A 23,370-nucleotide genomic window follows, 5' to 3' on the forward strand; every position below is an offset into this window, starting at 1 on the left:
GATGCCACCCTACTATTTCGTTCACCGTTTACTTTTAAAGGATAACCTCCACCACTCTCTTGAGCTAAAGATGGATAAGAGAGTTGAAAATTTACTAGAGTTGCTTCTAAGCTTATTAAGAGAGCCCCCTGAAGATGTTGAGATAAAAGGTTCGTATCCAGAAGACTTGACACCGATACTCTCATGGTTGAAGAGGACCTTTGGAGTCCCTACCAAGGTGGCGTACTTAGGTCCCGAGGGGAGTTATACGCATGAAGCTGCAGTTACTGCCTTTCCTGGAGCACAGCTACTGCCTAGTAAAACCATTTCTGAAGTTTTCGAAAAAGTATCGAAGAACGAGGCAAAGTATGGAATAGTACCAATAGCTAATAGACTAGAAGGCCCGGTTAATGAGACCATAGACAACTTATTCTTTCATAACTTATACATAAAAAGTGCGCTTGAGATACCGATAAAGATAGTGTTAGCCTCGAATGAAGAGACGGACCTAAACACTATTCAAAAGATATATGGTCATCCGATGATCTTCGGACAAGCCAGGAAAATATTAGATAAGTTAAAGGTACCAACAATACCTACGAGGAGTACATCTGAGGCCGCACTGTTAGCTAAGAGCGAGAAAGGCGCTGCCGCTCTATGCAGCCCCCTCGCTGCATCAATATATAATCTCAAGATTCTTCAAGACTCTGTTGAAGATAACCCTAACAATAGCACAAAATTCTTTGTTTTGAGTAAATACTATAGGGAGGAAGGTGATTATACCGTTCTATTAGCCTCAGTGAAGCATCAACCGGGTGGATTGTACGAATTCTTAAAACCTTTCGCAGAATCGGGTGTAAACTTAACCATGATATATTCGAGACCGATGAAAGACATTCCTTGGCATTACGTATTCTATATAGAGTTAGAAGGAAGTATAAAAGATTTGAAGAGCGTAATCGAAGAAGCCAGGAAAAGCTCTGTATTCATAAAACTCTTAGGAAGTTACGACCTTCTCGAAATCACCCGATAAGGGGGTCATACCGCAGGGAATGTCCTCATCTATTTGGCCTAGGTGTTGCCTATCATCCCCCGCTCCCTCTTTACTATATAACCATTCCTAGAGATAGTTGGGGACTCAGAGGCTCCTCGCTTTGGCCCCTCTTCACCTTTTCAGGTTAAAACGCAAACGATGAATTCTATTGTTTCATTTCCAGTCATAGCCGGGAAGGTAGGGATGGGTGGGAAGCTAAAATACATTGGCCGTCACCTCATGGTGAAAGGCGAGTTCGTTGACGAAATTTTATCTGGAAGAAAGAGGGCAACTATTAGGTTAGGTATATGGAAGCCGAAGTTCAACGAACTAATACTCCACGGTGGTGGGAGACCTTTCGCTATTGTAAGAATAACTGATGTTGAGTATAAGAGAGTTAAAGACCTCACAGAAGAAGACGCGAGAGCTGATGGGTTTAATAGTATGGAAGAGCTAATGAGGAGCTTGCGGAGAGTTTACCCTCATTTAAATGAGGAGGACTACGTAACAATATTGAAGTTCCAACTAATCAAGAAGTTAACTGAACTCGACATAAGAGATCCGTATATGGGCTTAAAGCCTTCGGAAATAGCTAGATTAGCTTTAAGGTATTTAACAGATCTCTCTGATGAGGACAAAAGAATATTTAAAACGCTCACCGAAACTGAGAGCTTGAGAGAAACAGCAATTCGACTTTTCGGTTCCATATCCAAGCGCTGGATAATAAGAAAGAAATTAAAGAAGGCACTAAATGAGCTCATAGAAAAAGGTTTAATAGGCCCCAAGAGATAGCTTGATCGTTCGAAAAATTACTCGAGCGAAAACTTAATCTTCCCTTTCAACCCGCACCGTGTCGGTAAGTGAAATGGTGAATGAAGCACTAAGAACAAAGGAAACACCGCAAGATCGCATAATTGGGAGACATGTATACGGAAATCTGTATGGCATCGACCCAAACTTACTGTGGAACGAAGAATTTCTGAGAGACTTAGTAAAGAGGGCAGCCGAGGTAGCTAACATGAAGTTGGTAGAAGTGAAGTCATGGAAGTTCGAGGGTTATCACGGCGGAGTTTCAGTAATGGCGTTAGTATTGGAAAGCCATATAACTATACACACGTGGCCGGACTACGAATACGCTACAGTTGATGTATATACATGCGGCGAGAAAGGTGATCCTTGGCGCGCTTTCAATTTCATTGTTGAAGAGTTAAAACCTGAGGACTATACCGTCCACTACGCAGATCGTAGTAGTAGACCTAGAATACCGTCAGGTAATAAGGAGATTTTGTACCAGTAATTGCGAAGGATCTCGAGCTGATTTTCTAGAATCTCGTAAATTCGGTCATTTAGTGAAGTAACTATTATCTCTTTCCACATGTACCCTCTGAAGGGAAGCCTTAGTAACTTCCATCCTACGGTAATAGCATAAATGAAAGGCGATTTGGTTAATTGGAACCACTCTCTACCTAAATCAATGCTACCCTCAACGAGATAGCTTAATTCTCGTGCGTAATCACCGATATATAGACATAAATCCGCGTCTTCTTTATTACTCAACAACTTTATTTTCTTGAATCCTATGTAAGAAAGGTACCAAAGAGCTAACGTAAGTCCGCTTCGTGATTGCGGTGTACTCCACAATCTTACTGTATCTTTAACAGTACGTTCTTTTTTACACGGAATTAATAGGACGTTTCTTACAGGGCCATTAGACATTACTACTGGCATTTGAGGTAACAGAATTGATTGTGGTAAATAGAGAACCATAGAAGTGACCATGGCTATATCAACCTTCTTTGTAAGATATCTGTATAGCGAAATCAGAGGTTCATCCAAGATTACCTTAACGCCTAAGTTTCTCCATTGTTCGACTAACTTAGAAGAGTATTTATACTTAATTAGAGATATTGACACCGTCATTAGTACTTTCCAACGAAGATGATCTGGCGTTTACTTTATTTTTATTAAGCATGTCAAGGGGTTCTCTTTCGGGACTGCTATTATGCTAATTAATAGAAAGATTGCTCTATTCTTATCGATTTTAGTGGCTACCGCATTCGCTGTCAACAAACCAGCAATAACAATTCACGCAAGTGTAGGTGATCATGTAATCGTAATTAATGGAATTGATATTTCTTCAAAAATAGAAAATGTTCAAGGTATAGAAAATATTATATATTCAAAAGGCTCCTTAGAAAGCGAACTAAAAGATGCATCGTGTTGTATTAGGGAGAACATAACTGCGTCTTCTCATATCGAATCAACTTCCCTATTAATAAAAAGGGGTAAGCTTCACGTAGACATATCCTTTAAGTCAAATAGGACAGAAATTGATGGTGCAATACGAGTCAAAGGCAGCGTTGTTGCTTCACTTATATTTATAAGAGATAGTGATATAAAAGTAAACGTCCATGTAGATAAGACTAACAAGAACGCGTACGCACATATCGATGGATTTATAGCGTTAACCTCACCTCCTCAAATCACGAAAAATATTCTCAAGGTACAAGTACCAAAGATTAAGAAATACTTATCCGACCATGGCATCGATGTTATCAAGTTCGAGTACGAAGTAGTTAGTAATAAGGTTCCACCATCTTCAATAGTGAAACTGAACATAGAACTACATACGTCAAAATCTAAGCTAGAGAGTGTCTTAAATGAGTTAAACATAGGTGATATTATAAGCAAAGTAACTCTACCGGACGATAAAGCAAGGAGAACACTGACTGGTACTGCCGACCTCAAAGCGCAATTAAAGATGTCCAGAGAACCGAACAGCTCAGTTAAATATTACGTGATTATGGAAAGTTCTGCAAAAGTTTACGGAAAGTATTACAATACAACGCTTGCTGACGAGTTAAATAACAGAGTGTCCCTAGTAATGGAGGCTCTAAACATAAGCACGCTAACTAAATACATCATAAGTGATGTTAAAGAAGTTAAGGTATACACGAACTTTGAATACAAGGATAAGAGAAGTTCAACAACTATAAGGTTTGAAAATTTGAAACTAATAGACAATAACGAAGTTTGGAAAGAGCTCTATAATATATCGAAGGAACATAGTAATGTGGTAATAGAAGTTCAGTGTCACGACAAGATAGTCACACTAAACGCTCCTTCTAACCCATGTATTACTAAGTGAAAGAGCATTTGAAATTACTATTGTATGAAAAACGAATATTCACGCTTCATAATTTATTTTTATAAAACGATTATCGTGTAGAGGGGCTAAAGCTTGGATAGGGAGCTTAGCTTCGCTCATTCGAATGTAAACAACCTTCCTAACTCGGACTTACTAATACTGCCAATAGGATCCATCGAACGCCATGGCGATCATTTACCTCTTGGCACGGACACAATAATAGCTGAATACGTATCCCAGAGAGTTGCATTAAAACTAAGGAATGAAGGTTACAAAGTATTCGTATTACCACCAATATGGTATGGCTACACTTGGAGCTTACTTCACCTCGATGGTACTATCACCATCGAACCCTCAGTATTGAAGTCCTTCATTGAAGACATCTTGGTGAGCTTGGCTAATCCGCGTTTCACGAGAATATTGATAATAAATGGTCATGGCGGCAATAAGGAACCCATTGAGCTGGCAGTAAAGGAGGCGTTACTTCGTCTGGGCCCTGGAATCAAGATAGGATATATCTCATGGTGGGACGTATTAGATGAAGAGACGCTGGATCGCGCGCTTCCGGGCTCAAAGCCCCTTCACGCGTGTGAAATTGAGACTAGCATAATGCTTTACATATGCCCTAGTTGCGTTGATAAAGAAGCTCTTAACAGAGTTGAACCAGTACGACCACCTAGGAGGTCAATTTTAAGATCATTGGAGGATACTCGAAAAGCTTTCTCTAAGGGATATTTAGGTGATCCGAAGAAGGCTAACGAAGAAGCGGGAAAGGTCATTATAGAGAGCGTCATCGATAAGCTCGTTGATTTAATTAAAAGAGAACTCACTAAAGAAAAGGTAGAGTTAGAGTATGAGTAATTACTTTACCAAAAACGCAGCTAATTTACTGGTTCCACTCAATTGACTATTGTCGATGCTAAACGCTTTTAGTATCTGACTTAGGGTCGAGTCTATTGCTTCGTAGTATTTTTCTAAATCCAGTTCCGTAAGTTTCGCTAACTGCACCGGTTTCACTCCTTCTGCGCCCTTGACTTTCACGAAAGATATTACATCTCCTGGAGCAACGTTGACACCAAACTTCAGCAACATTCTAGCTGCTTTGACGTGTTGAGGAACGTTCTTATTATATTCGTTTAATCCTTTGGTTAATTGCATATGAAACGCCACTTCGTCCAAGTTGTAATATTGTTTCCTTAAGTTCACGTACAACTGTTGAACCAAGTCCTTTATCCTTTCCCTGGTTTCTACAAGGTCTTCCGGCGTTTCGATTCGTTTAATCATTTCTATAACATTACTAAAGGCCTCTTTGAGAAACTGTGGCGTGTGCCTCTTCTTACCTAAGAGACCTTTGACGTCAATACTTCCATCCGGGTACACGCCTATATAGTTCTTCTTCAATCCAGTAAACGCAACGAATCTGTAAACTTTATCTACCTCTATTTCTAAACCGAACTCCTTCTGTACCCAATTTATGATGTCCTTCAAGATCTCCTCAGAAGGTGACCACAAGAACATCGAGTCGGTATCTCCGTATAGTATTGGAATTCCTTTCTCCATGGTATATCTCATAGTACTCCTGATAGCATACCTTCCGAATGCAGTGATGCTTTCCGCAGCTGGAGGACAATATAACTCGAAGCTTTCTGCACCCAGGACTCCATAGGATGCATTTATGTATACCTTCATTGCTGCTTGTACGGTATTATACCATTCTCTCATTTGATCTGAGAGGCTTTTATCTTTAGCTTTTCTCTTATAGATCTTAACCCTATAATCTCTTAATAATCCAACTATTAGAGCGGTAATGCCTTCTCTTTCTTGACATATTTTGTGACCGACCTCTGGTGCTTCAACATACTTAGTACATCCTTCTTCGTTAACCGTTTCGTAGCTTATGTTATACTTCTTTATTATGGTCGGATACAGCGAAGCGAAGTCTAATACTAAGACATTGAAGAAAACGCCAACTACAGGTTCGAATACGAATGCTCCTTGATATCTTTTTCCTTTTATTGTTGCTGAGCTACGTACCTCTCCTTTCAGCTTTATAATGTCTTCTCTATTAGGTATCAAATACCTCCTTCTCCTATGTTCCCAGAAGAACAAGTTCTTTATCCATGCAGAAATTTGCTTTCGGGTAACTTCTTCGACGCCCAGTTTAGATATTCGGGAAATTAGTACTATTAACTTCCAAGGTAGATAGGAATTGAAGCTGAAAAGCTGTAACGTAAGTTTAGCGTCTCTAAAGTTATAAATAACTAATTCGTCGTATTCTAGTTCGCTAATAGGCTTAGTGATGCTTACCTTATGTTCGCCTAACAAAGCGGAGGCGACGGCATCTAGGTTGACCTCTTTATACTTGTTTCCAAACGCGTACGTCTTTATTGCGTTTATGTCGTAGAACTTGTACAAGTCGATATGTATTCCATGGTTAATGGTAAAGTAGTCAGATGTTTTCTTTATAGGTATCATGTTTTCGGGTATTCCTAGAAGCAGGGCTCTATTGTATATGTATTGAAGGTCGAAGTTATCACCGTTATAAGTTAGAAGAATTGGATACTTCCTAATTACCCTAAGAAGTTCGATTACTAATGCTCTTTCCGAATCGAAGAATTCTATTTCAATATCTTGTTCAGATAACTTCCTTATTTGTTCTTCGGTAAGCTTCATGTTGTTACGAATAAGAACTAACACTTTCTTCATTCCGTCATTGGATGCTAATGCGACTGAGGTAATCGGATAGGGAGCTTTGGTTGCGTCTGGAACCCTACCCAAGGACGGTGTAAAGACCTCTATGTCTATTGCTAAAACCCTTACATTAGGGGGAGGTACTTCGAAGATAGGTATCCAAGCTATAGCGAGTTTCTTGAACTCATCGCTCTCGCCTTTGAACGCTTCGTTTATCTTCTCTATTTCCTCCGGACTTACTTTGTGTGGAACGGGTAAAATTCCGTTCTTAGTAACCATATATGGTAACAGTGGAATGAGGCCTAAATCGTATGTATAGTTATCGTGATATTTTATTTTAGCTTCCCATGCTCTCGGCACCTTATCTCTTAACTCTCTTACAGCTAATGGATCGGTAGTGTAAATTTTGGTTAGTCTGAGGATCTTTTTATTCAGTAAGTCATACCTTTCTATTACATCCATCCCAGCGAAGCTGGAATTTTTCGTGATACCTAGTCTCCTAACTTCTTGAGGTTCCAAGTCAGTCAAGAAATACGGTTTATGGCCATAAGTATCTACCCATTTCCTTATCTCATGCCGTTTCTCATCGTACATTAACAAGACGGCTTTGCCTAAGTTACCATCATAAGTGACTTGCAACAAATAGTAACTCTCACCTGGAATAACGTCCGGCATCTCTCTCGTCAATATAGAGTAATTTCTTCCACTCGATTCGTCATTATTATTTAGGAGCATTGTTAGTGTGACGTTCTTATTTAGACGTGCCTTCTCTTGATGTTTCGTTTCAACGTTCCTCTTTAATCCGATCAATAATCCACTAACTTCATTGTGTCCTATGGAAAACTTATCTCCATTACCATCGCTATCTTTCTTAACGTCACTTCCTTTTGATAATCCTTTTTTAGAGTTTTTATCACGGCAGTTCTCTTGATTGTTGGACTTGATGAAATCGAAGAGTGTGGGTCCCCTGTGTTTCCTCTTCTTCACAAAATGTTCCCATAAATTTCCTAGTCTTTCGACGGGATAATATATCAAGATTTCTTGGAGAAAAACGCGTCTAATCCTAGCTGTCTACTCCTTATTTTCTCACGCCATGCTTTCTTTAGGCGTTCTGCCGCTCTCCTAACCCTCTCCTCATTGAAGTCATGTTCTCGAACCAGAAATTCGATTAGACCTTCAATATCGGGCTCGCGCCATTCTAGGACGTAGTCGTCGGTTACTGGGGGGTTTAAGAAGAACTCTTTAACCTTCAAGTAGTATTCTACGTCCTCAACGTTATAGGATCTTAATATCTTTTCTAGATCCTTGTACGTTTTAACTAATCGAAGAGCTGTTTTTGGACCAATTCCTTTTATGCCTTCAGTGTAATCGGTGCCTACCAGTAAGGCTATATCTATTAATTGCTCGCGAGAGATGTCGAGGTCTTTAAGTATGCAATCTAGCTTTATTTCCTCTGGCTCTACGTTCACATAGACGTTCTTTCCAGGTAGCTTTCTCTTACCGCTTACAACTAAGTTTCTAATCAACCTAGGGCTTCCGAAAAGTAGGGAATCGTAATCTTGGCTTCCACTTGCCCATACCGATCCCTTTTGAGCCATGTAAGCTGCTTGTGCTTCGCCTTCACTAGGGGCTTGGACCCATGGAACCCCCATAAGTTCAAGTAACTTCTTGGCATCTGCGACCATTGCAGGCGTTAAACGCGTACTCATCTGCGCGTACTTTTTGGCTTCTTCAATTATACCCTTAGATATGGCTTCCTTATACATTTTCTCGGCTTTTTCCTTTATGCTTAATCGTCTTTCTATCTCTTTCTTCTTAAAGTCCGGAGGTTTTCCATCAAATACGTAAGCGACTCTTATACCGTTTTCTAACAGATTAACCGTTCTGTAGAAGAGACCTGCTAAATGACTAGTCACGTTGCCTCTCGAATCCATTAATGGTTTACCATCCGGTCCACGAATAGCAGTCAGAAATTGATAAAGTGAATTGAAACCATCTAATGCGATTTTCCTCCCCTCTAGGGCCTTAAGAGTGTAGTTCGTTACGCATTTCTGAGGTATTATTTCACGCAGTTGAGCTATACCCATGAAATTATACCCCATTAAATATTAGGAAGTATTCCCCATTCAGTTTTAACTTTGGGAGGGAGCTTTTTCGAGAAGAGTTATAATGTAATCGGACCTATCCCTTCTTACATGAACTAAACCATTAAGTTCGAGGTACATTAGAGCTTTAAGTAGCTCTGTTTTCGAAATACCGGCATCCTTGAATGGAGGAACGTAACTAAGAGATTCTTGAAGCTCACTGAGTTTCACTGAGCCTTTAGCAGTGATGAGATTATATATCATAAAGGCTAGGGGTCGGCTTCTCCAAGTTCTCGTTTTGTCGGTGCCCATTGTCCTTCACCTCACGTGTATATCGAAGGTCCAGTTCTCTTTAAGACATCTATTCTCTGTTTCGCTTTCTCTAACCAATTCTCGTAGAATTTAACCATCTCTGGAGTTATACTGGGTCGAACCTTTGAAAGAGCTCTCTCAAAGTGCCTCATACTGACCTTGTTAGCATTGAGGTCTTCTCTTAAGGCTTCCATAGCGGCTTCTCTACATAGTGCTTCTAGGTCCGCTCCGCTGTAACCTTCAGTTCTCTCTGCTATAGCTTCCAGATCTACATCGAGATCTAAAGGCATGTTCCTAGTATGAATGAGCAATATCTTGAATCGAACCTTCTTATCTGGTGGTGGTACGTATATGAGCTTATCGAAGCGTCCCGGTCGCAACAGCGCCGGATCGATGATGTCTGGTCTATTCGTTGATGCTATTACCATTATATTACCCATCCTCTCAATGCCGTCCATCTCGGTTAGTAGCTGACTCACAATCCTTTCCGTCACGTTGGTATCGCTTCCCAGTCCCCTCATTGGAGCGATGCTATCTATCTCATCGAAGAAGATTATCGTTGGCGCAGCTTGCCTCGCTTTCCTGAATATCTCCCTTATCGCCTTCTCGCTCTCGCCTACCCATTTGCTCAGTATCTCTGGACCTCTAACTGCGATGAAGTTGGCTTGGCTCTCAGTTGCTGCTGCCTTGGCCAACATGGTCTTGCCGGTTCCTGGGGGACCGAAGAGCAGTATGCCCTTGGGAGGTTCAATTCCGAGACGCTTGAAGGAATCGGGATATTTCAATGGCCACTCTACTGCTTCCCTTAGCTGTTGCTTCACTTCCTCGAGACCGCCTATGTCCTCCCATCTAACTTCGGGAACCTCTATGTATACTTCTCTCAGACCCGATGGAACTATGTCCTTATATGCATTCATGAAGTCTTCCATAGTTACTTTTATTTTCTCTAGTAGTCCAGGTGGCAATTCGCCTTTATCTAAGTCAATTTCCGGTAGGTACCTCCTTAACGCATATAAGGCTGCACTCCTCGCTAGCGCTGCTAGATCAGCACCAGTATATCCATGAGTCATTTCAGCAAGTCTATCGAGATCGACATCCTCGGATAGAGGCATGTTCCTCGTATGTATCTGTAATATTTCTAACCTACCTTTCTTATCTGGCAACGGAATCTCGATCTCAACTTCGAGTCTGCCAGGTCTTCTGAGGGCAGGATCGACTGCGTTGGGTCTGTTAGTAGCAGCAATAACTACAACGTCCTCTCTAGCCTCAAGTCCATCCAAGAGCGTTAACAGTTGTGCTACTACTCTCTTCTCCACTTCTCCGGTCACTTCCTCCCTCTTGGGCGCAATTGCGTCTATTTCGTCAATGAATATTATTGATGGAGCGTTCTTCCTCGCTTCCTCGAAGATCTCCCTTAGCCTTTGCTCGCTTTCACCGTAGTATTTGCTCATTATTTCTGGACCGTTGATTGCGATGAAATACGAATCTGTTTCGTTAGCCAAAGCCTTCGCTAACAATGTCTTACCCGTTCCTGGGGGACCATACAGGAGAACGCCCTTAGGCGGTTCTATACCAAGTTTCTTGAATATCTCTGGATATCTAAGGGGCAGTTCTATTAGTTCTCTTAACCTTTGAATAACGGGTCCTAAGCCACCGATATCTTCCCAGCTTACCTTAGGTAGTTTACTTTGTTCGACGTGACGTTCAAGGATTATTATGTTTGTGCTATGAGTTATCCTTACGACCCCGCTTGGCCGAGTATGAACCACAACGAACGGTATCGTCTGCCCAAGTATCGGTATTAAGACTGTATCGCCTTCAACGAGGGGGTATTCCATTAGCTTCTTCTTCGCGTATGGGACGAATCCTTCGTCAATGGTTATGTGGTATGCAGTAGGTGCTAACTTAACCATAATGGCGTTTCTAACTTTGGCCTTTCTAACTATTACCTTATCGCCTACATTAACTCCAGCGTTTTGTCGGATCAGACCATCCATTCTAATAATGTCTAGTCCTTGATCTTCAGGATAAGCTGGCCACGCTGTTGCTGCCGTAACCCTCTTCCCTTCGATCTCAACCACGTCACCGCTCTTAATACCTAAGAGATTCATCACGGATTTATCTATTCTCACGCGCCCTTTTCCGACATCTCTGTGTTTGGCCTCAACTACCTTCAGTTCGACGCCATCTGGAGCAACCCTCTCTGAGAAAGACAATCTTTTGGTACCCTTTCACCCTCGTTTAATTTGGTTTTAAAGGTATGAGCCCCTTCAATTTTAACATCTTAGACAGAGCTTCCCATGATCGACTATCACTTCACATAGCTCACCATCACTCACGTCGATTCTACCAAACTTGTCACCGTGAGTAATTCCGGCGACGACGCTACCGCTAACAACAATTGGATCGCTCTCCTCTTCAAAGATTATCGCTAATGGTGCATTTGAGTAGTACTTGAGCGCGTAAATTACGTAAGCGCCAACGGTGGAGCCTTTTGGACCTTTAGCAATTAATATCCTGTTCGCTATAGAGCGTCCATCGTATAGCTTCCCTTCTTTAGGATTGACCTCACCCAGAAAGCTTATCCTTCCTTTCACTTTAACGACTTCCGCTTTTCCGAGATTCTCAACTAGCAATGCGCGACCACACACTTCCTTCATTTCAAACACCTGCCTAGAGAACGCCTTTAATGTCATTGACTCTTACTAACCATACGTCCAGACCCTTTCTCTTTAAATAGAAGTAAGTTTTCGCACTAGTCGTTGCAACTTTTCTTATACCTAATTTTTCGATCGGTGTAACGACACTACAAGTACCCTTTACGAGTTTGATTCCTTTTCTTTCAATATCTTTAGTCAAGCCCATCGAACTTGCGATGTTATATACGTGCGGTGATACAGCTATCCAGACCTCTTTCCCGCTCCTCACCCCCTTAATTCTATCGTTAAGTAACTTCAATTCGTCTACGCTAACGTGTGGGCATCCGTGAAATAGTAGCTCGGCGTCGGAAACGTCACCGAAGTACTTCGTAACCGATTTTTCATCTACTTCTATCTTTTCTTCAGTACCTTCTCTATAAGTATCTCTTGGTGTAACCCCCTCAATTACCGACAAAGCAATGCTTCCAGAAGCAGCCGATGCTGCCAAGAGGAGTTTAAGCGAGGTTTCTGATATTGGTGGATTGACGTACCGTGGTGTCCCATTACCTACTATTTCCCCTATCTCCAATCCCACAGCGCTCCATTCGGCTGGATCGGAAATCCCGGTCACTTTTACGCGGTGCGTTGTTATTCTATTCTCTTCGAGATGAAGACCAGCGTAATACGTCCTGCCAGTAATCGCTGCCGCAATCGCTAGCATTCCTCCTTCTCTATTAGTATAAGCTCCGAGAACGCTGTTTGCATAGGCAACCGCGCTACTCTCACCCCATGCCAAGTGCTCTTTCTTTGAAGGAGTGCGAATATAGTAAGGAGTGCAAGTAACGGTTACGTTAAAACCCATTGAAGAAAGCGCTTTGAGAACTTCGATTTGCTTCTTGTAGAATTCAATACCAACTGGGATCTTGTTTGGATCGTCGATGTCCATACCAATTGGATTGATTGTAGAAAATACTCTGACCTTTGCCCCACGAGCACTTAGTGTCTTTAACCAATGTAGTCCCGGCTCGCCTATGGTTCCATAAGATATACCTGAAGCGTGTGCATGCGTTATCGGTATTAACCGATCGGCACCTAAGACTTCACCGACTTTCACGACGATTTTCATTGCTTCGGAAACAGCTTCTCCGTACTCACCATTAATCATCCTTTCCTCTTCTCTATTTAAAAACATTATTTTATAGCACCCGCGAATTCTCGTAGTTTCTCATAGGGATCTTTAGCTTTAACTACTGCTGATGCAACCAATACTCCTTGTGCACCCAGTTCTAAGGCTTTCCTCACGTCTTCACCGGAACTTATTCCGGCGCCTACAAGTATAGGTCCAGTGAAACCGGTTTTCCTAACTTGTTCAATGGTTTCAGTGATTAGCTCGGGTTTCGCTTTGGACACAGAAATACCTGTACCTATTAGTTCTGGTGGTTCCATAGCTACCATGGAAGGATTTAGAAGCGAGACTGCGGCCGCAGTTTCTGGTCTGGGTGTGCATACCAATGAGTCAAGACCGTAATTCTTCAACTTGGCTATTACTTGATGTATTGCTGAAAGCGTAAGCTGACGCTCGCTATGATTAACAATGCTACCGTGGACTATGTCCTTTATACCTTCTACAGGAATTCTCCCGGTCACAGCACCGGGATCAACTTCGTCAACGTGTTGGGCATATATCTTAGTTCTCTCGGATGCAAGTCTTGCTTCCTTCAGTTCTGTAAAGGGTGGTGCGAGAATAGTTTCTACATTATATTCAATAGCTATCTTATCTAGTGCTCTCAATATCTTAAGCAAACTCGATCCAAAGGAATGAGGATAATAGGCTTTAGCATTAACCGCTATTATTGGTTTCATGTGTACTAACACCTCCGTAACGTCTAATTATTTAGTATAAAGGACCTTTACCTCTGCCTCGCCTTTCGTAACTTTGTTTAACTTATCAATGACGTCTTGTTGCATCCCCGCCGGTATTTCTATTTCCGCAACTAACGTTCCGTCAGTTTTCCAATCGGCTGATTTAAGTTCACCTAATTTTTGGATTACTGGATAAGCCCTACCGGCGTATTGCGGTGGTACTCGGATTTGCAGTAACGAACGGGCAATCTTTATTGGTATTACTCTAGAAATAGCTTTGACAACTTTCATTGCTTCTTCTTCTACGCTTTTATAAGGATCTATAGAGACCTTTGCTTCTGCCATAGCGGCTTCTATTCTAGATGGTGGAATTGGTAGTTTAGTTTGGGGATCAATAGCGTTTCTTGCAATGAAATTTATGACTTGTTTTCTCTTAGCTTCTAGAAGTTTTCGCCTCTGTTCTGTTGTAAGTTGAAGTTCGCCTTTCTTTAGTATTGTTTCGGCAATTGTAAATATATCGGTTGTACCAAACGCCTTCTTTAACACTTCTGGTGAGACTCTGTCTCCACTTCGAACGTCCTTATAAACTTCTTCACTAATCAGTATCTCTTGAATTGGAATCTTCTCACCATTGATATATCTGAAGGCTTTCTCGGGGTCAACTAAGATCTCGAACTTGTGTCCCTTGAATTCAAGTCTGGCCACAACGTAAGATTTACTCATAGCGTACCACCGTTTGTAACTAATCCCTTGAGGGATTTAGGAGTTTGGAAGACCCATCTTAGTTTTGCTGCGAGAATTTCTTGATACCTTGGTTGACATTCTCTTAGGAATGTAAAGCCTTGAAATTCTTTTCCTTAACCTCTTTACCTCGTCTGTATAGTTTGAATAGAAGTTCTTTTCGTAATCTAAGTTCCATAAATTGTAGGGTTTCCTCATTTCATTAACTTTAAGAAAGGCGTCTTCAATCAATTGAACCTTCTCGTTTTCAGATAGATAAGGATTCCGTAGTATCTCCTTTGTATCAACGTATTCTGAGAACGAGTTTAAACATGGATAGAGTTTACCATCGGGCGAAACTCTAATTCTCATACATCCGGCGCAAAAAAGGGGATTTGACACGGGCTGAACTATCTCGATGACGCTACCCGAAACGATGTACCTAAGCCTGTAATGAAGTGGACGGACTTCTACTCTAGATGCTTGCGTTTCAAGGAACTTTAGTACTTCTTGTGGAAACGTATGGTATATATTGAAGTTACTTTTAGCTTTACCTACTGGATGTAGTTCTATTAAATGGATATTGAAATCATTATTTATGGCAAACTTAATTATATCAAATATCTCTTTATCGTTTATTCCTTTTAACACAGTAAAATTAATGAAGACTGGTATATCGTATTCCTTTACTTCCATTAGACCTTCTAAAACTCGGTTAAGAGCGTCTACGCCTGTGATTAGCTTAAATCTTTCTCTATTTAATGAATGTAGACTTACGTTAATTCTCTTCAATCCAGCTTGAACTAGCTCTTTCGCTTGATCTCTTAATAGATATCCATTCGTGCTTACACCAATATTTTCGTAACCGTAATTATTTAGTTCGCTAATTAGTTCCACGAGACCTTTCTTTAGTAACGGTTCGCCTCCAGTAATTTTTACGTCCTCTGCACCTAACTTGCGTGCTATTCGTGCTATAATTGAGAATTCATACCATTCCAGTTCATCTTTTATAAGACCATCTATCCCTTCTCTATGACAGAAGAAACAATTGAAGTTGCAAGCGTAAGTTATAGATATTCTCAATGATTTAAAGGGTCGTCCATATGAATCGTAAAGTACGTTTATGTTATCATTTAGTTCAATTGCTAGGACCCCATCGTAATTCGATGAGATATTTAGAAGTTTTTAGTAACATTGCTACTACTTTACACTTATAAAGTACGTCTCAATGAAAGCTGCGATCAATAAATATAATATGCCTTTCAGAAAGGATCTCTTACTTCCTTTGAGAGCTAAGGCGTATGCGTAAAGTTCCAAAATTGTATGGGCACCTAATATGACCGATAAAGGGTAACTTTTCGAAATATGCCTAGCCACTAATGCAGTAATGGTTATTACGTATCCTAAATAGAGCTCCTTAAGTAAGGCAGTTAAGGTTAATACAAGGAAATTGTTTGTGAAAATCTTCACATAGATCTCAAGAGCACTACCAACGATTAAATTCTCGATGCGTTCGTACGCCATCCTCGAAAGGAATGTTTCACATCTCCCTATTGATGCTACTGCTGCTATCGTAACCCATTCAACCAAAGTTATCTTCAAAGGATCCAACTTCCTTAATCGAAGACCGTAGTATATGAGAGATACCGTGATGGGCACTAGTTCACAGAGTATCAACTATCATCCACCATATGGAACTAATAAGAGGATTCCCTCTCGAATTGCCTTGTTTAAAGATGAGGTTTCAATGTAAACGGATATTGGAAGCCATGGTTCTGGTGTAAAACCAGATAAGGAATATGATAAGGTAATCCATCCGTTCGTATACTTCACTTCTTTGATACTTCGATTAGTACTAACTAACTTCAACATAGTAGGGCATTCATATAGAATTGAGTATGCTCTCGTCCCCCATACGTGATATCCCCAGCCTTTGCAATTTCCATATACTCTGATAGAAGGATCGTGTTCTACTATAATACATTTCTTCTCATCATTTTCCAATAGGATGGAAACTATCTCAACGTCTTCTTTACCTTCTAACATCTTCTCTATTTTGATATGACGACAGTTTCCCTTACTCTTTCCCTTTAACATAATCAATGGACACCAACCAAAATCAATAAGTTCATAATATTAAGGCAATAACGCATGTCCTTTAAGGGTACAACTGATTTGCCATGGCTTAGCATCAGAGATAAAGACGACGAGGATATACCGGTTCCGTATCCGTTTATAACCAAAATGGGTGTCAGTGATCTCTATATAATAGTACTTAAAATAGATCTAAACGTCTATACGCAACTAATAAGATCGTTACTAGACTACTTGTACAACAAAGGTGTTGATGTAATTCATATAGTTAGAGGTAACATCGATGCTAAGAGTAAGTCGATTACGTATATATTATTGGTAAATATGAAAAACGCCACAACGAACATCGAGGCACTGAAAGAGGATCTACGAAAGATAGATGGAGTAAAGAAGGTTATAGTCGGTAGCGAAAGATTGTCCGACATACTGTTATTTCCAAACGCATTCCCTATCTTTACTTTCGAAAGAAGCATAATAATTCCATTGACAATGATTAAAGCGTTCTTTAACGCAATAGCTGCCTACTTCAAACAACCGGCATTAGCCGCGAGCACATTATATCAACTTGGATTTAGAATAGGGTTTTCGCTCACTGAATTCTTAAGCGAAACGAGTGGTCATACAGGCGAAGTGCTATTGAGGGACGTTTTGGATTTCCTAAAAGCACAAGGCATAGGGTCCTTCGAATACAAGGCGAGAAATCTGGGGACACCTAAAGGTGAAATCATTATAAAAATGACGCATGGCATAGAAACTGCTGCTTCAAACTTGCCAGCGCCTAGATGTCATCTAACTAGAGGCATATTGAGTGGGGTTTCTAGCTACATTTTGAAGAGCTATGTTCCAATGCAAGAAATTAAATGCGTTGCAAAAGGCGATAAGTATTGTCTATTCGCAACAGTTAGGAAGTAACTTGTTCGCGGAACCTTCCTTTGAGGTTCAAAAATTCCTCCATCTTCTCTACAGTTACGTCACTGAGACCGTGTTCCATATAACACGCATCGCTCTCTGCATACTTCTCAGGTACATTTAACACCTCTATTAGGAATCTCTTTATGGTGTCAAACTTTCTCTCTATTTCCTTTGCCTTGTTGATGCCATCTATCGTAAGCTCAACAATACCGTTCTGGTACGAAACAAGACCTTCTTTAGAAAGCTTATTTAAATACTCTATCACCGTCGGTAACTTCACTTTCATGTAATCGGCTATGTCCTTTGCTGAGACTACGTTCTTCTTCTTCTTTAGTCTGTATATAACCTTTATGTAATCTTCGTACCTCTTTCCGTATGCCGCCCTCAATCTCGTATCCTCTTCATTACACTCTCAACCTTTCGATCCATTTTAAGCTCTTTGTCAGATCTGTAATCTATTCGTATTACAAAAACTACCCTCTTAATACCCCTAGCCTCCATTCTCTTCCTTATTTCATCCAAGACGTCTGAGATCTGGCTAAAATTATCTATTTCGAAGACTGTTGCCATAGGTGTAACCTTGAAATTTAATCCCTTGTCTCTTAGCACCTTAACTGCTTCCGCGACATATTCTGAAACGCTCGGGGAACCAGTTCCTAGTGGTAGCACTTGTATCTCTACAATCATCGAAGCTTCCCCTAGAGTTGTATTGAGGAAAGTAAAAAGCACTAGTTTCAGGTACGTGGATAAGGGTATCGAAGCAAAGAAATTAGTAGGCATGAGGAAAAATCTTCATAGACCACCAAGTGGCCAAGAAGTTACTGGGGTATTCGGAGTGGTAAAACTGAAAGTTAAAGTTGTGAGTTGGGGAGAAGTCGTAAGATGGAGTAACGAGCTAGCTTTCGTAATAATGGACTCAGGATATAAGCCGGACGTAATAGTCGCCATAGCTCGAGGCGGGTTAGTACCAGCAAGGCTATTAGCTGATTACATGGACGTAATTGACGTCCTATCTCTAAAGGTTGAGCACTGGATTGAAACAGGCTCCCATCAGGAAGAAGCGGTAATAAAGTACGAGACGAAAGATATTGACTTAAGCGATAAAAAGGTCTTAATAGTAGATGATATCTGCGATACTGGAAAGAGTTTATCTGTAGCTAAGGAGTTCGTAATTAAAAACTGGAAGGCTAGGGAAGTAAAGCTAGCAACGTTCCAATATATAGAACCAGTTGCACAAATTAAACCTGACTTCTACGTAGATCTGGTAAAGGATTGGACATGGTACATGTATCCGTGGAATTACGTTGAGGACATGGTTAATTTAGTTAAAAAGATGTTAAAGGAAGAAGGTGAATTGAGCCTACAAGAAATTACCGTAAAATTCAAGGAATGGTATAACATAACTCCCCCATTATCGATTGCCGAAACGGTCCATATAATGGAATACCGTGGCCTAATTAATAAGGTCAATGGGAAGTACGTACTAGTAAAGTGAATCTAGTTAAGACCTTTACACTTTTTCACATCTACGGGTAGACTTTACGTTGGTCGAAAGTGATTTCTATATAGTTGGTGGAGGCCCAGCTGGTATAGCAGCTGCGTATTTCCTTTCTCAGAAAGGGTTTAAAGTAGAGGTATTTGAAGCCAAGAAAGTATTAGGAAAGAAGCCTTGTGGTGGCGGTGTTCCCGATGAAATAAACAAATTGATTCCATTACAACCTAGGAGTATTTTACAAGAAGTTTATGGAATGGAAATTTACTACGAAGACAACTTGATCGGTATGTGGGAAACTAATAGACCTATATTCTATGTAATAGATAGGACAATATATTTGGAGAGTTTAGTAAAGGACTTAGATATAGTCGTTAATAAGAACTCTCCGGTCAAAATAAGTAACAATGTATTCATAAGTAAAAAAGGAAGACTCGATCCGAACAAGGTAATCGTTGCAACTGGTGTTTCATGGAGATTAAGAGAGCGAGATATGGTTGCACAGACGCTTCAATACGTCCTAGATGACGTGAAGCTAGATAACCCTCATCACATGAAATTCCTATTCTATAGAGATTTAGTAGGATACGCTTGGATATTCCCACTTGGAGAAAAAAAGGTTGAAGTGGGTATAGGTTCCCTTAACAAGAGCTTAGGTTACATGGAAGAGAGATTAAGAGAAATCATTAAGAGAAACAACTTCAATGAAGGAAAAGTAGAGAAACGGGAAGGTGCACCAATAGATATGGGTGGCTTAAAACCGGACTGGGGTGGAAACGGACCTTATGTAGTAGGTGAAGCCATAGGCGCTGTTATGCCACTCACGGGTGAAGGAATAAGACCGAGTATCATCACTTCATCTCTCTTAGCCCACAGCATTGAGAGAGGTAGTGATTATGTGAAGACTCTGAAGAACTCGGACTTGTTCAAAGCCACCAAACTCCAAAGGAAGATCCTTGAGAAGGTCTACAAGAATGGAGTATCAATTCCGTTAGAGGGAGTTCAACTAGAACCCAGAACAGTTGAATTAATCTACAGGTTAGGCATGGGCAAAATGGATCTAAAAACGTTATTCCATATAGCTAGAAAGTTACCGTCGTTATTTATGGGCCTTATCTAATACAATCATTTAGTAAAAGGATGTCTATGAATAATAGCAAAAGTGCGATGGGGAGTAGCGTTTTAGTACATTTTTTATGTTTCGATCCATGGGAGATTCAACGGAATGAAAGAGCTAGATGAGACCGACAAGAAGATCTTGATGAAGCTACAAGAAAACGCAAGAATTTCTTATTCGAAAATAGCGAAGGAGCTTAACTTAAGTGAATCAACAATACATCATAGGATAAGACGTCTCAAAGAAATTGGTATAATAAAGGGGTTTAGAACTCTACTCGATCCTGATAAGATAGGGCTTCATGTATCGGCTTTCGTATTACTCAAAACCGATCCACACCACCACAGTGAAGCTCTAGAGAAAATTACACGCATTAAGGGCGTTTACGAAGTGTATGATGTGACCGGAGAATATTCCGGATTAGTAAAGGTCATGGTTCGTAGTCGTGAAGAACTAGCTGAGGTCCTAGATGAAATAGGGAAAATTGATGGTGTACTTCATACGTATACTTTGGTTGTACTTAAAGTTATATCGCAGAAGGAAACAATAGAATTAGATTAACGAAGCTTAGCTACTTTCCGATTTAGTGATACACGTGTTATCAAGTAAATTACTAATTCACCTTTCTCAAAACCGCGAACGTATGCGTCGTATGGGATTGTGGTGTGAGAATCTCTCTCCATGACGACAGCAACCTCTCTGTTCAGTCCCAATTTCTTAAGCAACTTGTCTACTGTGATCCAGCGGTTCGCTTCAACGAAGCTCCATGTCACGAAGCCTTGTCCAATTATAGGAATATTTCCATCCTTACTCAGATAATCGATAGTTGGTTCTAACTCAGCTATTCTAAGACCTAATTCGCGTGCTTTTCTTCGAAGGTGACACGCCGGGCAAATATCTCCGTAAGATATGGACCCACAATACTTGCACCTTTTAATAGATTCGAGATCTTTCTCTAATTTTATACTTTCCCCTAATCTTTGGAGGTTCCTTAGAGTTCTCAGCTTAATCGAAGGGTGTTCGACCTCTATTTCGTGCATGAAGTTCCTTATCCTGTCTGCGAAGAGTATACCTACGTCGTATAAGGGACACCTCTCTTTGATCCATTCGAGTCTCTTATTTATCGCGAAGGCTAGGACGTCTCGTTCATATATCCAGAAAAGCGGCTTTACGCGTCCTAGAGCACCTGGCAGAGGTTCTTCAATAGCTGTAATCTTCCTCAGGTTCTCAATATCGGATGAAAGCAATGAGGTTAGGCCGACTTGAAGCATATCGTCTAGGTTATGTCCCGTTGAAACGTATCTATAACCTAGTCTAGTCCCTACCAAGTTTATTGCATGATTTCGTATTAGAGAACACAAACCACAAGGTTTTCTCTTAAGTTCACGATAGTGAAGTGCTGTAAACCCATATACATCGAACGCGTGAACAGTTACGTGTTCTATTCCGAGTTCTTGGGAATACTTTGCGGAAACCTTGGCTTCTAGCGTAGTGTACTTGGGAACAGTATCCACGGTTACAGACTTTAAATCTTCAATTTCACCCCTTTCCTTCAGCTTACTTAACAGATAGATCATTGTCAAACTATCTTTGCCGCCCGAGGTAGCAACGAGGATTCTCTTCGGTAACTTAATTCTCTTTACCCTCTTTATAAGAAATTCTTCGAAATGGTCCTTACATAGTCGTAGCTTAGCATAGGGTAATGTTACAACCGCTTCTTTAGAACACAGACTACATTTCGGGCGGCGTACCTCTACCATACTATTTCAGCTAATACGCTCCTGCTGTGATGCCTTTTTACTTCCACGCTTATCCACGAGTATTTCTCTAATTCCTGGGGTATTTCGACAGTTATTGGGTAACTTCCGGGTTGACGACCGTAACTAACGCCCCGCTCAACTTTTTCAATAACGACGTTTACCAATTTCGTCCCTATTGGTACGACCTTCCTCAACATCTCTTCTTGCCACTTCAAGACATACTTGCGGAAACTTTCGTAACCCTTAGCTATACGTGGTTTCTTAATCATATATGAGACTTTCGTCCCTTCAATTATTGAAAGCTTCCTAAGGTTAACTCTTCTGACGAGTAAGCCTTTCCTCTCAATTCGTCTCAGAAGTTCTTTATTAAACTCCCATGTCTCCTTACTCTCGCCCGGCAATCCTGCAATGAAATTTATACCCGGAAGCAAATGAGGTAATCCATTCCATCCTCTTTTTCTTCCTATTTCATTAATTACCTCTATTGCAAAAATGGCTTGATCGATGTCTACTTTGAGGTTATTCAGCTTTACTACTTTTGGATCAACGCTCTCTATTCCTAAAGCCGCTACGTCTCCAGGTGTGTGATACTCAACGATCGTCTTTAATGCCCTTCTGGAGAGGTCGGGCCATTCGTATATAGTCCTTGGATTGACGTTATCAATATGCAAAGTGATAAGGGAAGGTGCTACGTTACGTATGCCATTAAAGAGTTGTGTGAGGAGCCGTATGTTCGGTTTAGGCCATTCGTTAACGCCTAGTTCAGGAGAGCCGTAGACAAGTATGTCACTTTGTCTACCGAGTCGGAAGTTCCTGACTCCCAACTTGTAAGCGTTCTCAACTTCCTTGACTATATCGTATATAGGTCTGACCAATGGCTTGCCGTATTGCGGATCAATACAAAAGCTGCATCCTCCACTTACCCATCGAGCACATCCACGATAAGTTTCTATTTCAAGCGTTAAGTTACCTATATTCATATTAGGATGTTGTAGGACTATTTCGGTTCCTCTAATCAATGCTTTACTACGTAGATAGTAACTTTCCCTTGGATCGAGAGAGCTTATTCTATCAATTCCGTACTTAGCAGCTTGATAGAACCAAGGCGCGAGATCACCTCTAATAATAATGAAATCCTCGTCAATAATTTCCGTTCTCTTCCCACCAATTCCGCCAATCCCATAAGTAGTTATTGGGCCTCCTAAAGCTATTGGAGAGTTGGACCAGAGCTTCAGTAACCTAAGTTCTTCCACATCCCTTAAAGGTTCGCCTCCAAGATATCTTCCAGGGACTAAAGCTCCAGCAACGACTAAAGTAAGGTCAACCTTTCCGGAAAGTTCAACGAAAAGACTCCTATTGCTCCTTACTTGATCTATCGTTAAGTAGTATACAGTCGAGTATTTATCGGCCAATTTCATTGCACCGTAAACTTCTCTTGAATAGACGTCCAAGTACGGTGGAACTCCTAGACCAGCTGGTTCGTCAGTGTAACCGTCCACTATTAGGAGTCGCCTTAGCTTCATTTC

At 40.8% G+C, this 23,370-nt stretch carries 24 protein-coding genes; 9 read left to right on the plus strand and 15 right to left on the minus strand.

The genetic code is table 11. The features are described 5' to 3' along the window. The first annotated feature begins 70 nt into the window (after positions 1–70). From EYM_RS07225 to speD, 3 genes are all read left to right on the plus strand, one after another. Positions 71–1,012: a prephenate dehydratase gene (locus tag EYM_RS07225; RefSeq protein ID WP_168050256.1), complete on the plus strand. Its 942-nt coding sequence runs from the start codon at positions 71–73 to the stop codon at positions 1,010–1,012. 204 nt (positions 1,013–1,216) lie between these two features. Continuing rightward, positions 1,217–1,804: an ASCH domain-containing protein gene (locus EYM_RS07230; protein WP_075050448.1), complete on the plus strand. Its 588-nt coding sequence runs from the start codon at positions 1,217–1,219 to the stop codon at positions 1,802–1,804. Between the two features lie 73 nt (positions 1,805–1,877). Further along, on the plus strand, positions 1,878–2,309 hold the full coding sequence (gene speD / locus EYM_RS07235; protein ID WP_075050449.1) for an adenosylmethionine decarboxylase: 432 nt from the start codon (positions 1,878–1,880) through the stop codon (positions 2,307–2,309). Here speD and EYM_RS08010 read toward each other — a convergent pair. Continuing rightward, positions 2,246–2,932 (minus strand): MqnA/MqnD/SBP family protein, encoded by a 687-nt coding sequence (locus EYM_RS08010; protein WP_075050450.1) that lies wholly within the window; start codon positions 2,930–2,932, stop codon positions 2,246–2,248. The two genes, speD and EYM_RS08010, sit on opposite strands and share 64 nt — an antisense overlap. A gap of 82 nt (positions 2,933–3,014) precedes the next feature. Between EYM_RS08010 and EYM_RS07245 the strand changes: the two genes are divergently transcribed. Together EYM_RS07245 and EYM_RS07250 are read left to right on the plus strand one after the other, a co-directional pair. After that, on the plus strand, positions 3,015–4,160 hold the full coding sequence (locus EYM_RS07245; RefSeq protein WP_075050451.1) for a hypothetical protein: 1,146 nt from the start codon (positions 3,015–3,017) through the stop codon (positions 4,158–4,160). 93 nt (positions 4,161–4,253) lie between these two features. Then, positions 4,254–5,021 (plus strand): creatininase family protein, encoded by a 768-nt coding sequence (locus EYM_RS07250; protein ID WP_075050452.1) that lies wholly within the window; start codon positions 4,254–4,256, stop codon positions 5,019–5,021. Here EYM_RS07250 and EYM_RS07255 read toward each other — a convergent pair whose 3' ends face one another. The 10 genes from EYM_RS07255 to EYM_RS07305 all read right to left on the minus strand — a co-directional run bounded on the left by EYM_RS07255 (position 5,022) and on the right by EYM_RS07305 (position 16,572). Further along, positions 5,022–7,838 (minus strand): DNA-directed DNA polymerase I, encoded by a 2,817-nt coding sequence (locus EYM_RS07255; protein ID WP_075050453.1) that lies wholly within the window; start codon positions 7,836–7,838, stop codon positions 5,022–5,024. 44 nt (positions 7,839–7,882) lie between these two features. Next, entirely contained in the window at positions 7,883–8,938 is a 1,056-nt protein-coding gene (fen, locus tag EYM_RS07260) for a flap endonuclease-1 (protein WP_075050454.1), read from the minus strand. 320 nt (positions 8,939–9,258) lie between these two features. Further along, positions 9,259–11,463: a CDC48 family AAA ATPase gene (locus EYM_RS07270; RefSeq protein WP_075050456.1), complete on the minus strand. Its 2,205-nt coding sequence runs from the start codon at positions 11,461–11,463 to the stop codon at positions 9,259–9,261. A gap of 60 nt (positions 11,464–11,523) precedes the next feature. Then, entirely contained in the window at positions 11,524–11,907 is a 384-nt protein-coding gene (locus EYM_RS07275) for an aconitase X swivel domain-containing protein (protein ID WP_075050457.1), read from the minus strand. 13 nt (positions 11,908–11,920) lie between these two features. Then, on the minus strand, positions 11,921–13,078 hold the full coding sequence (locus tag EYM_RS07280; protein WP_075050458.1) for an aconitase X catalytic domain-containing protein: 1,158 nt from the start codon (positions 13,076–13,078) through the stop codon (positions 11,921–11,923). Beyond that, positions 13,078–13,749, minus strand: coding sequence for a triose-phosphate isomerase (gene tpiA / locus EYM_RS07285; protein WP_075050459.1), 672 nt, complete (start codon positions 13,747–13,749; stop codon positions 13,078–13,080). The genes EYM_RS07280 and tpiA overlap by 1 nt, the downstream gene beginning before the upstream one ends. A gap of 27 nt (positions 13,750–13,776) precedes the next feature. Then, on the minus strand, positions 13,777–14,472 hold the full coding sequence (locus EYM_RS07290; RefSeq protein WP_075050460.1) for a ribosome assembly factor SBDS: 696 nt from the start codon (positions 14,470–14,472) through the stop codon (positions 13,777–13,779). A 36-nt stretch (positions 14,473–14,508) separates the two neighbouring features. Further along, complete coding sequence (gene moaA / locus EYM_RS07295) at positions 14,509–15,642, minus strand: GTP 3',8-cyclase MoaA (RefSeq protein WP_083495124.1); 1,134 nt, start codon at positions 15,640–15,642, stop codon at positions 14,509–14,511. A 27-nt stretch (positions 15,643–15,669) separates the two neighbouring features. After that, entirely contained in the window at positions 15,670–16,146 is a 477-nt protein-coding gene (locus tag EYM_RS07300; RefSeq protein ID WP_075050462.1) for a hypothetical protein, read from the minus strand. A 3-nt stretch (positions 16,147–16,149) separates the two neighbouring features. Beyond that, entirely contained in the window at positions 16,150–16,572 is a 423-nt protein-coding gene (locus EYM_RS07305; RefSeq protein ID WP_157058804.1) for a hypothetical protein, read from the minus strand. Between the two features lie 48 nt (positions 16,573–16,620). Here EYM_RS07305 and EYM_RS07310 point away from each other — a divergent pair, with 48 nt between their 5' ends. Then, positions 16,621–17,475, plus strand: coding sequence for a V4R domain-containing protein (locus tag EYM_RS07310; RefSeq protein ID WP_083495125.1), 855 nt, complete (start codon positions 16,621–16,623; stop codon positions 17,473–17,475). Here the strand turns inward: EYM_RS07310 and EYM_RS07315 are convergent. Next, positions 17,465–17,863: a metal-dependent transcriptional regulator gene (locus EYM_RS07315; protein WP_075050465.1), complete on the minus strand. Its 399-nt coding sequence runs from the start codon at positions 17,861–17,863 to the stop codon at positions 17,465–17,467. The genes EYM_RS07310 and EYM_RS07315 overlap by 11 nt on opposite strands. Next, positions 17,860–18,162, minus strand: a complete 303-nt coding sequence (locus EYM_RS07320) for an MTH1187 family thiamine-binding protein (protein WP_075050466.1) — start codon at positions 18,160–18,162, stop codon at positions 17,860–17,862. Before EYM_RS07320 ends, EYM_RS07315 begins: the two co-directional genes overlap by 4 nt. A gap of 148 nt (positions 18,163–18,310) precedes the next feature. On the opposite strand from EYM_RS07320, the gene EYM_RS07325 reads away from it, so the two are divergent. From EYM_RS07325 to EYM_RS07335, 3 genes are all read left to right on the plus strand, one after another. Next, positions 18,311–18,970: a phosphoribosyltransferase gene (locus EYM_RS07325; protein ID WP_075050662.1), complete on the plus strand. Its 660-nt coding sequence runs from the start codon at positions 18,311–18,313 to the stop codon at positions 18,968–18,970. Between the two features lie 49 nt (positions 18,971–19,019). Next, positions 19,020–20,087 carry an NAD(P)/FAD-dependent oxidoreductase gene (locus tag EYM_RS07330; protein WP_075050467.1) on the plus strand — a complete coding sequence of 356 codons (1,068 nt, stop codon included), beginning with the start codon at positions 19,020–19,022 and terminating at the stop codon, positions 20,085–20,087. Between the two features lie 105 nt (positions 20,088–20,192). Next, positions 20,193–20,645: an Lrp/AsnC family transcriptional regulator gene (locus EYM_RS07335; protein WP_075050468.1), complete on the plus strand. Its 453-nt coding sequence runs from the start codon at positions 20,193–20,195 to the stop codon at positions 20,643–20,645. Here EYM_RS07335 and EYM_RS07340 read toward each other — a convergent pair. Beyond that, a complete protein-coding gene (locus EYM_RS07340; RefSeq protein ID WP_075050469.1) occupies positions 20,642–21,844 on the minus strand; it encodes a tRNA lysidine(34) synthetase in 1,203 nt (400 codons plus the stop codon). The two genes, EYM_RS07335 and EYM_RS07340, sit on opposite strands and share 4 nt — an antisense overlap. Continuing rightward, positions 21,838–23,367, minus strand: a complete 1,530-nt coding sequence (locus tag EYM_RS07345) for a radical SAM protein (RefSeq protein ID WP_075050470.1) — start codon at positions 23,365–23,367, stop codon at positions 21,838–21,840. The genes EYM_RS07340 and EYM_RS07345 overlap by 7 nt, the downstream gene beginning before the upstream one ends. Positions 23,368–23,370 lie beyond the last annotated feature (3 nt).

Origin of the sequence: Ignicoccus islandicus DSM 13165 (assembly GCF_001481685.1) — an archaeon.
GTDB classification, from domain to species: Archaea; Thermoproteota; Thermoprotei_A; order Sulfolobales; family Ignicoccaceae; genus Ignicoccus; species Ignicoccus islandicus.

Coding starts and splice junctions, on each gene's coding strand:
- EYM_RS07290 (WP_075050460.1), bottom strand. CDS start 14,472: ATGAGTAAATCTTACGTTGTGGCCAGACTTGAATTCAAGGGACACAAG.
- EYM_RS07335 (WP_075050468.1), top strand. CDS start 20,193: ATGAAAGAGCTAGATGAGACCGACAAGAAGATCTTGATGAAGCTACAA.
- EYM_RS07320 (WP_075050466.1), bottom strand. CDS start 18,162: ATGATTGTAGAGATACAAGTGCTACCACTAGGAACTGGTTCCCCGAGC.
- speD (WP_075050449.1), top strand. CDS start 1,878: ATGGTGAATGAAGCACTAAGAACAAAGGAAACACCGCAAGATCGCATA.
- EYM_RS07275 (WP_075050457.1), bottom strand. CDS start 11,907: ATGAAGGAAGTGTGTGGTCGCGCATTGCTAGTTGAGAATCTCGGAAAA.
- tpiA (WP_075050459.1), bottom strand. CDS start 13,749: ATGAAACCAATAATAGCGGTTAATGCTAAAGCCTATTATCCTCATTCC.
- EYM_RS07225 (WP_168050256.1), top strand. CDS start 71: ATGGATAAGAGAGTTGAAAATTTACTAGAGTTGCTTCTAAGCTTATTA.
- EYM_RS07340 (WP_075050469.1), bottom strand. CDS start 21,844: ATGGTAGAGGTACGCCGCCCGAAATGTAGTCTGTGTTCTAAAGAAGCG.
- EYM_RS07345 (WP_075050470.1), bottom strand. CDS start 23,367: ATGAAGCTAAGGCGACTCCTAATAGTGGACGGTTACACTGACGAACCA.
- EYM_RS07245 (WP_075050451.1), top strand. CDS start 3,015: ATGCTAATTAATAGAAAGATTGCTCTATTCTTATCGATTTTAGTGGCT.
- EYM_RS07280 (WP_075050458.1), bottom strand. CDS start 13,078: ATGTTTTTAAATAGAGAAGAGGAAAGGATGATTAATGGTGAGTACGGA.
- EYM_RS07230 (WP_075050448.1), top strand. CDS start 1,217: ATGGGTGGGAAGCTAAAATACATTGGCCGTCACCTCATGGTGAAAGGC.
- fen (WP_075050454.1), bottom strand. CDS start 8,938: ATGGGTATAGCTCAACTGCGTGAAATAATACCTCAGAAATGCGTAACG.
- EYM_RS08010 (WP_075050450.1), bottom strand. CDS start 2,932: ATGACGGTGTCAATATCTCTAATTAAGTATAAATACTCTTCTAAGTTA.
- EYM_RS07310 (WP_083495125.1), top strand. CDS start 16,621: ATGTCCTTTAAGGGTACAACTGATTTGCCATGGCTTAGCATCAGAGAT.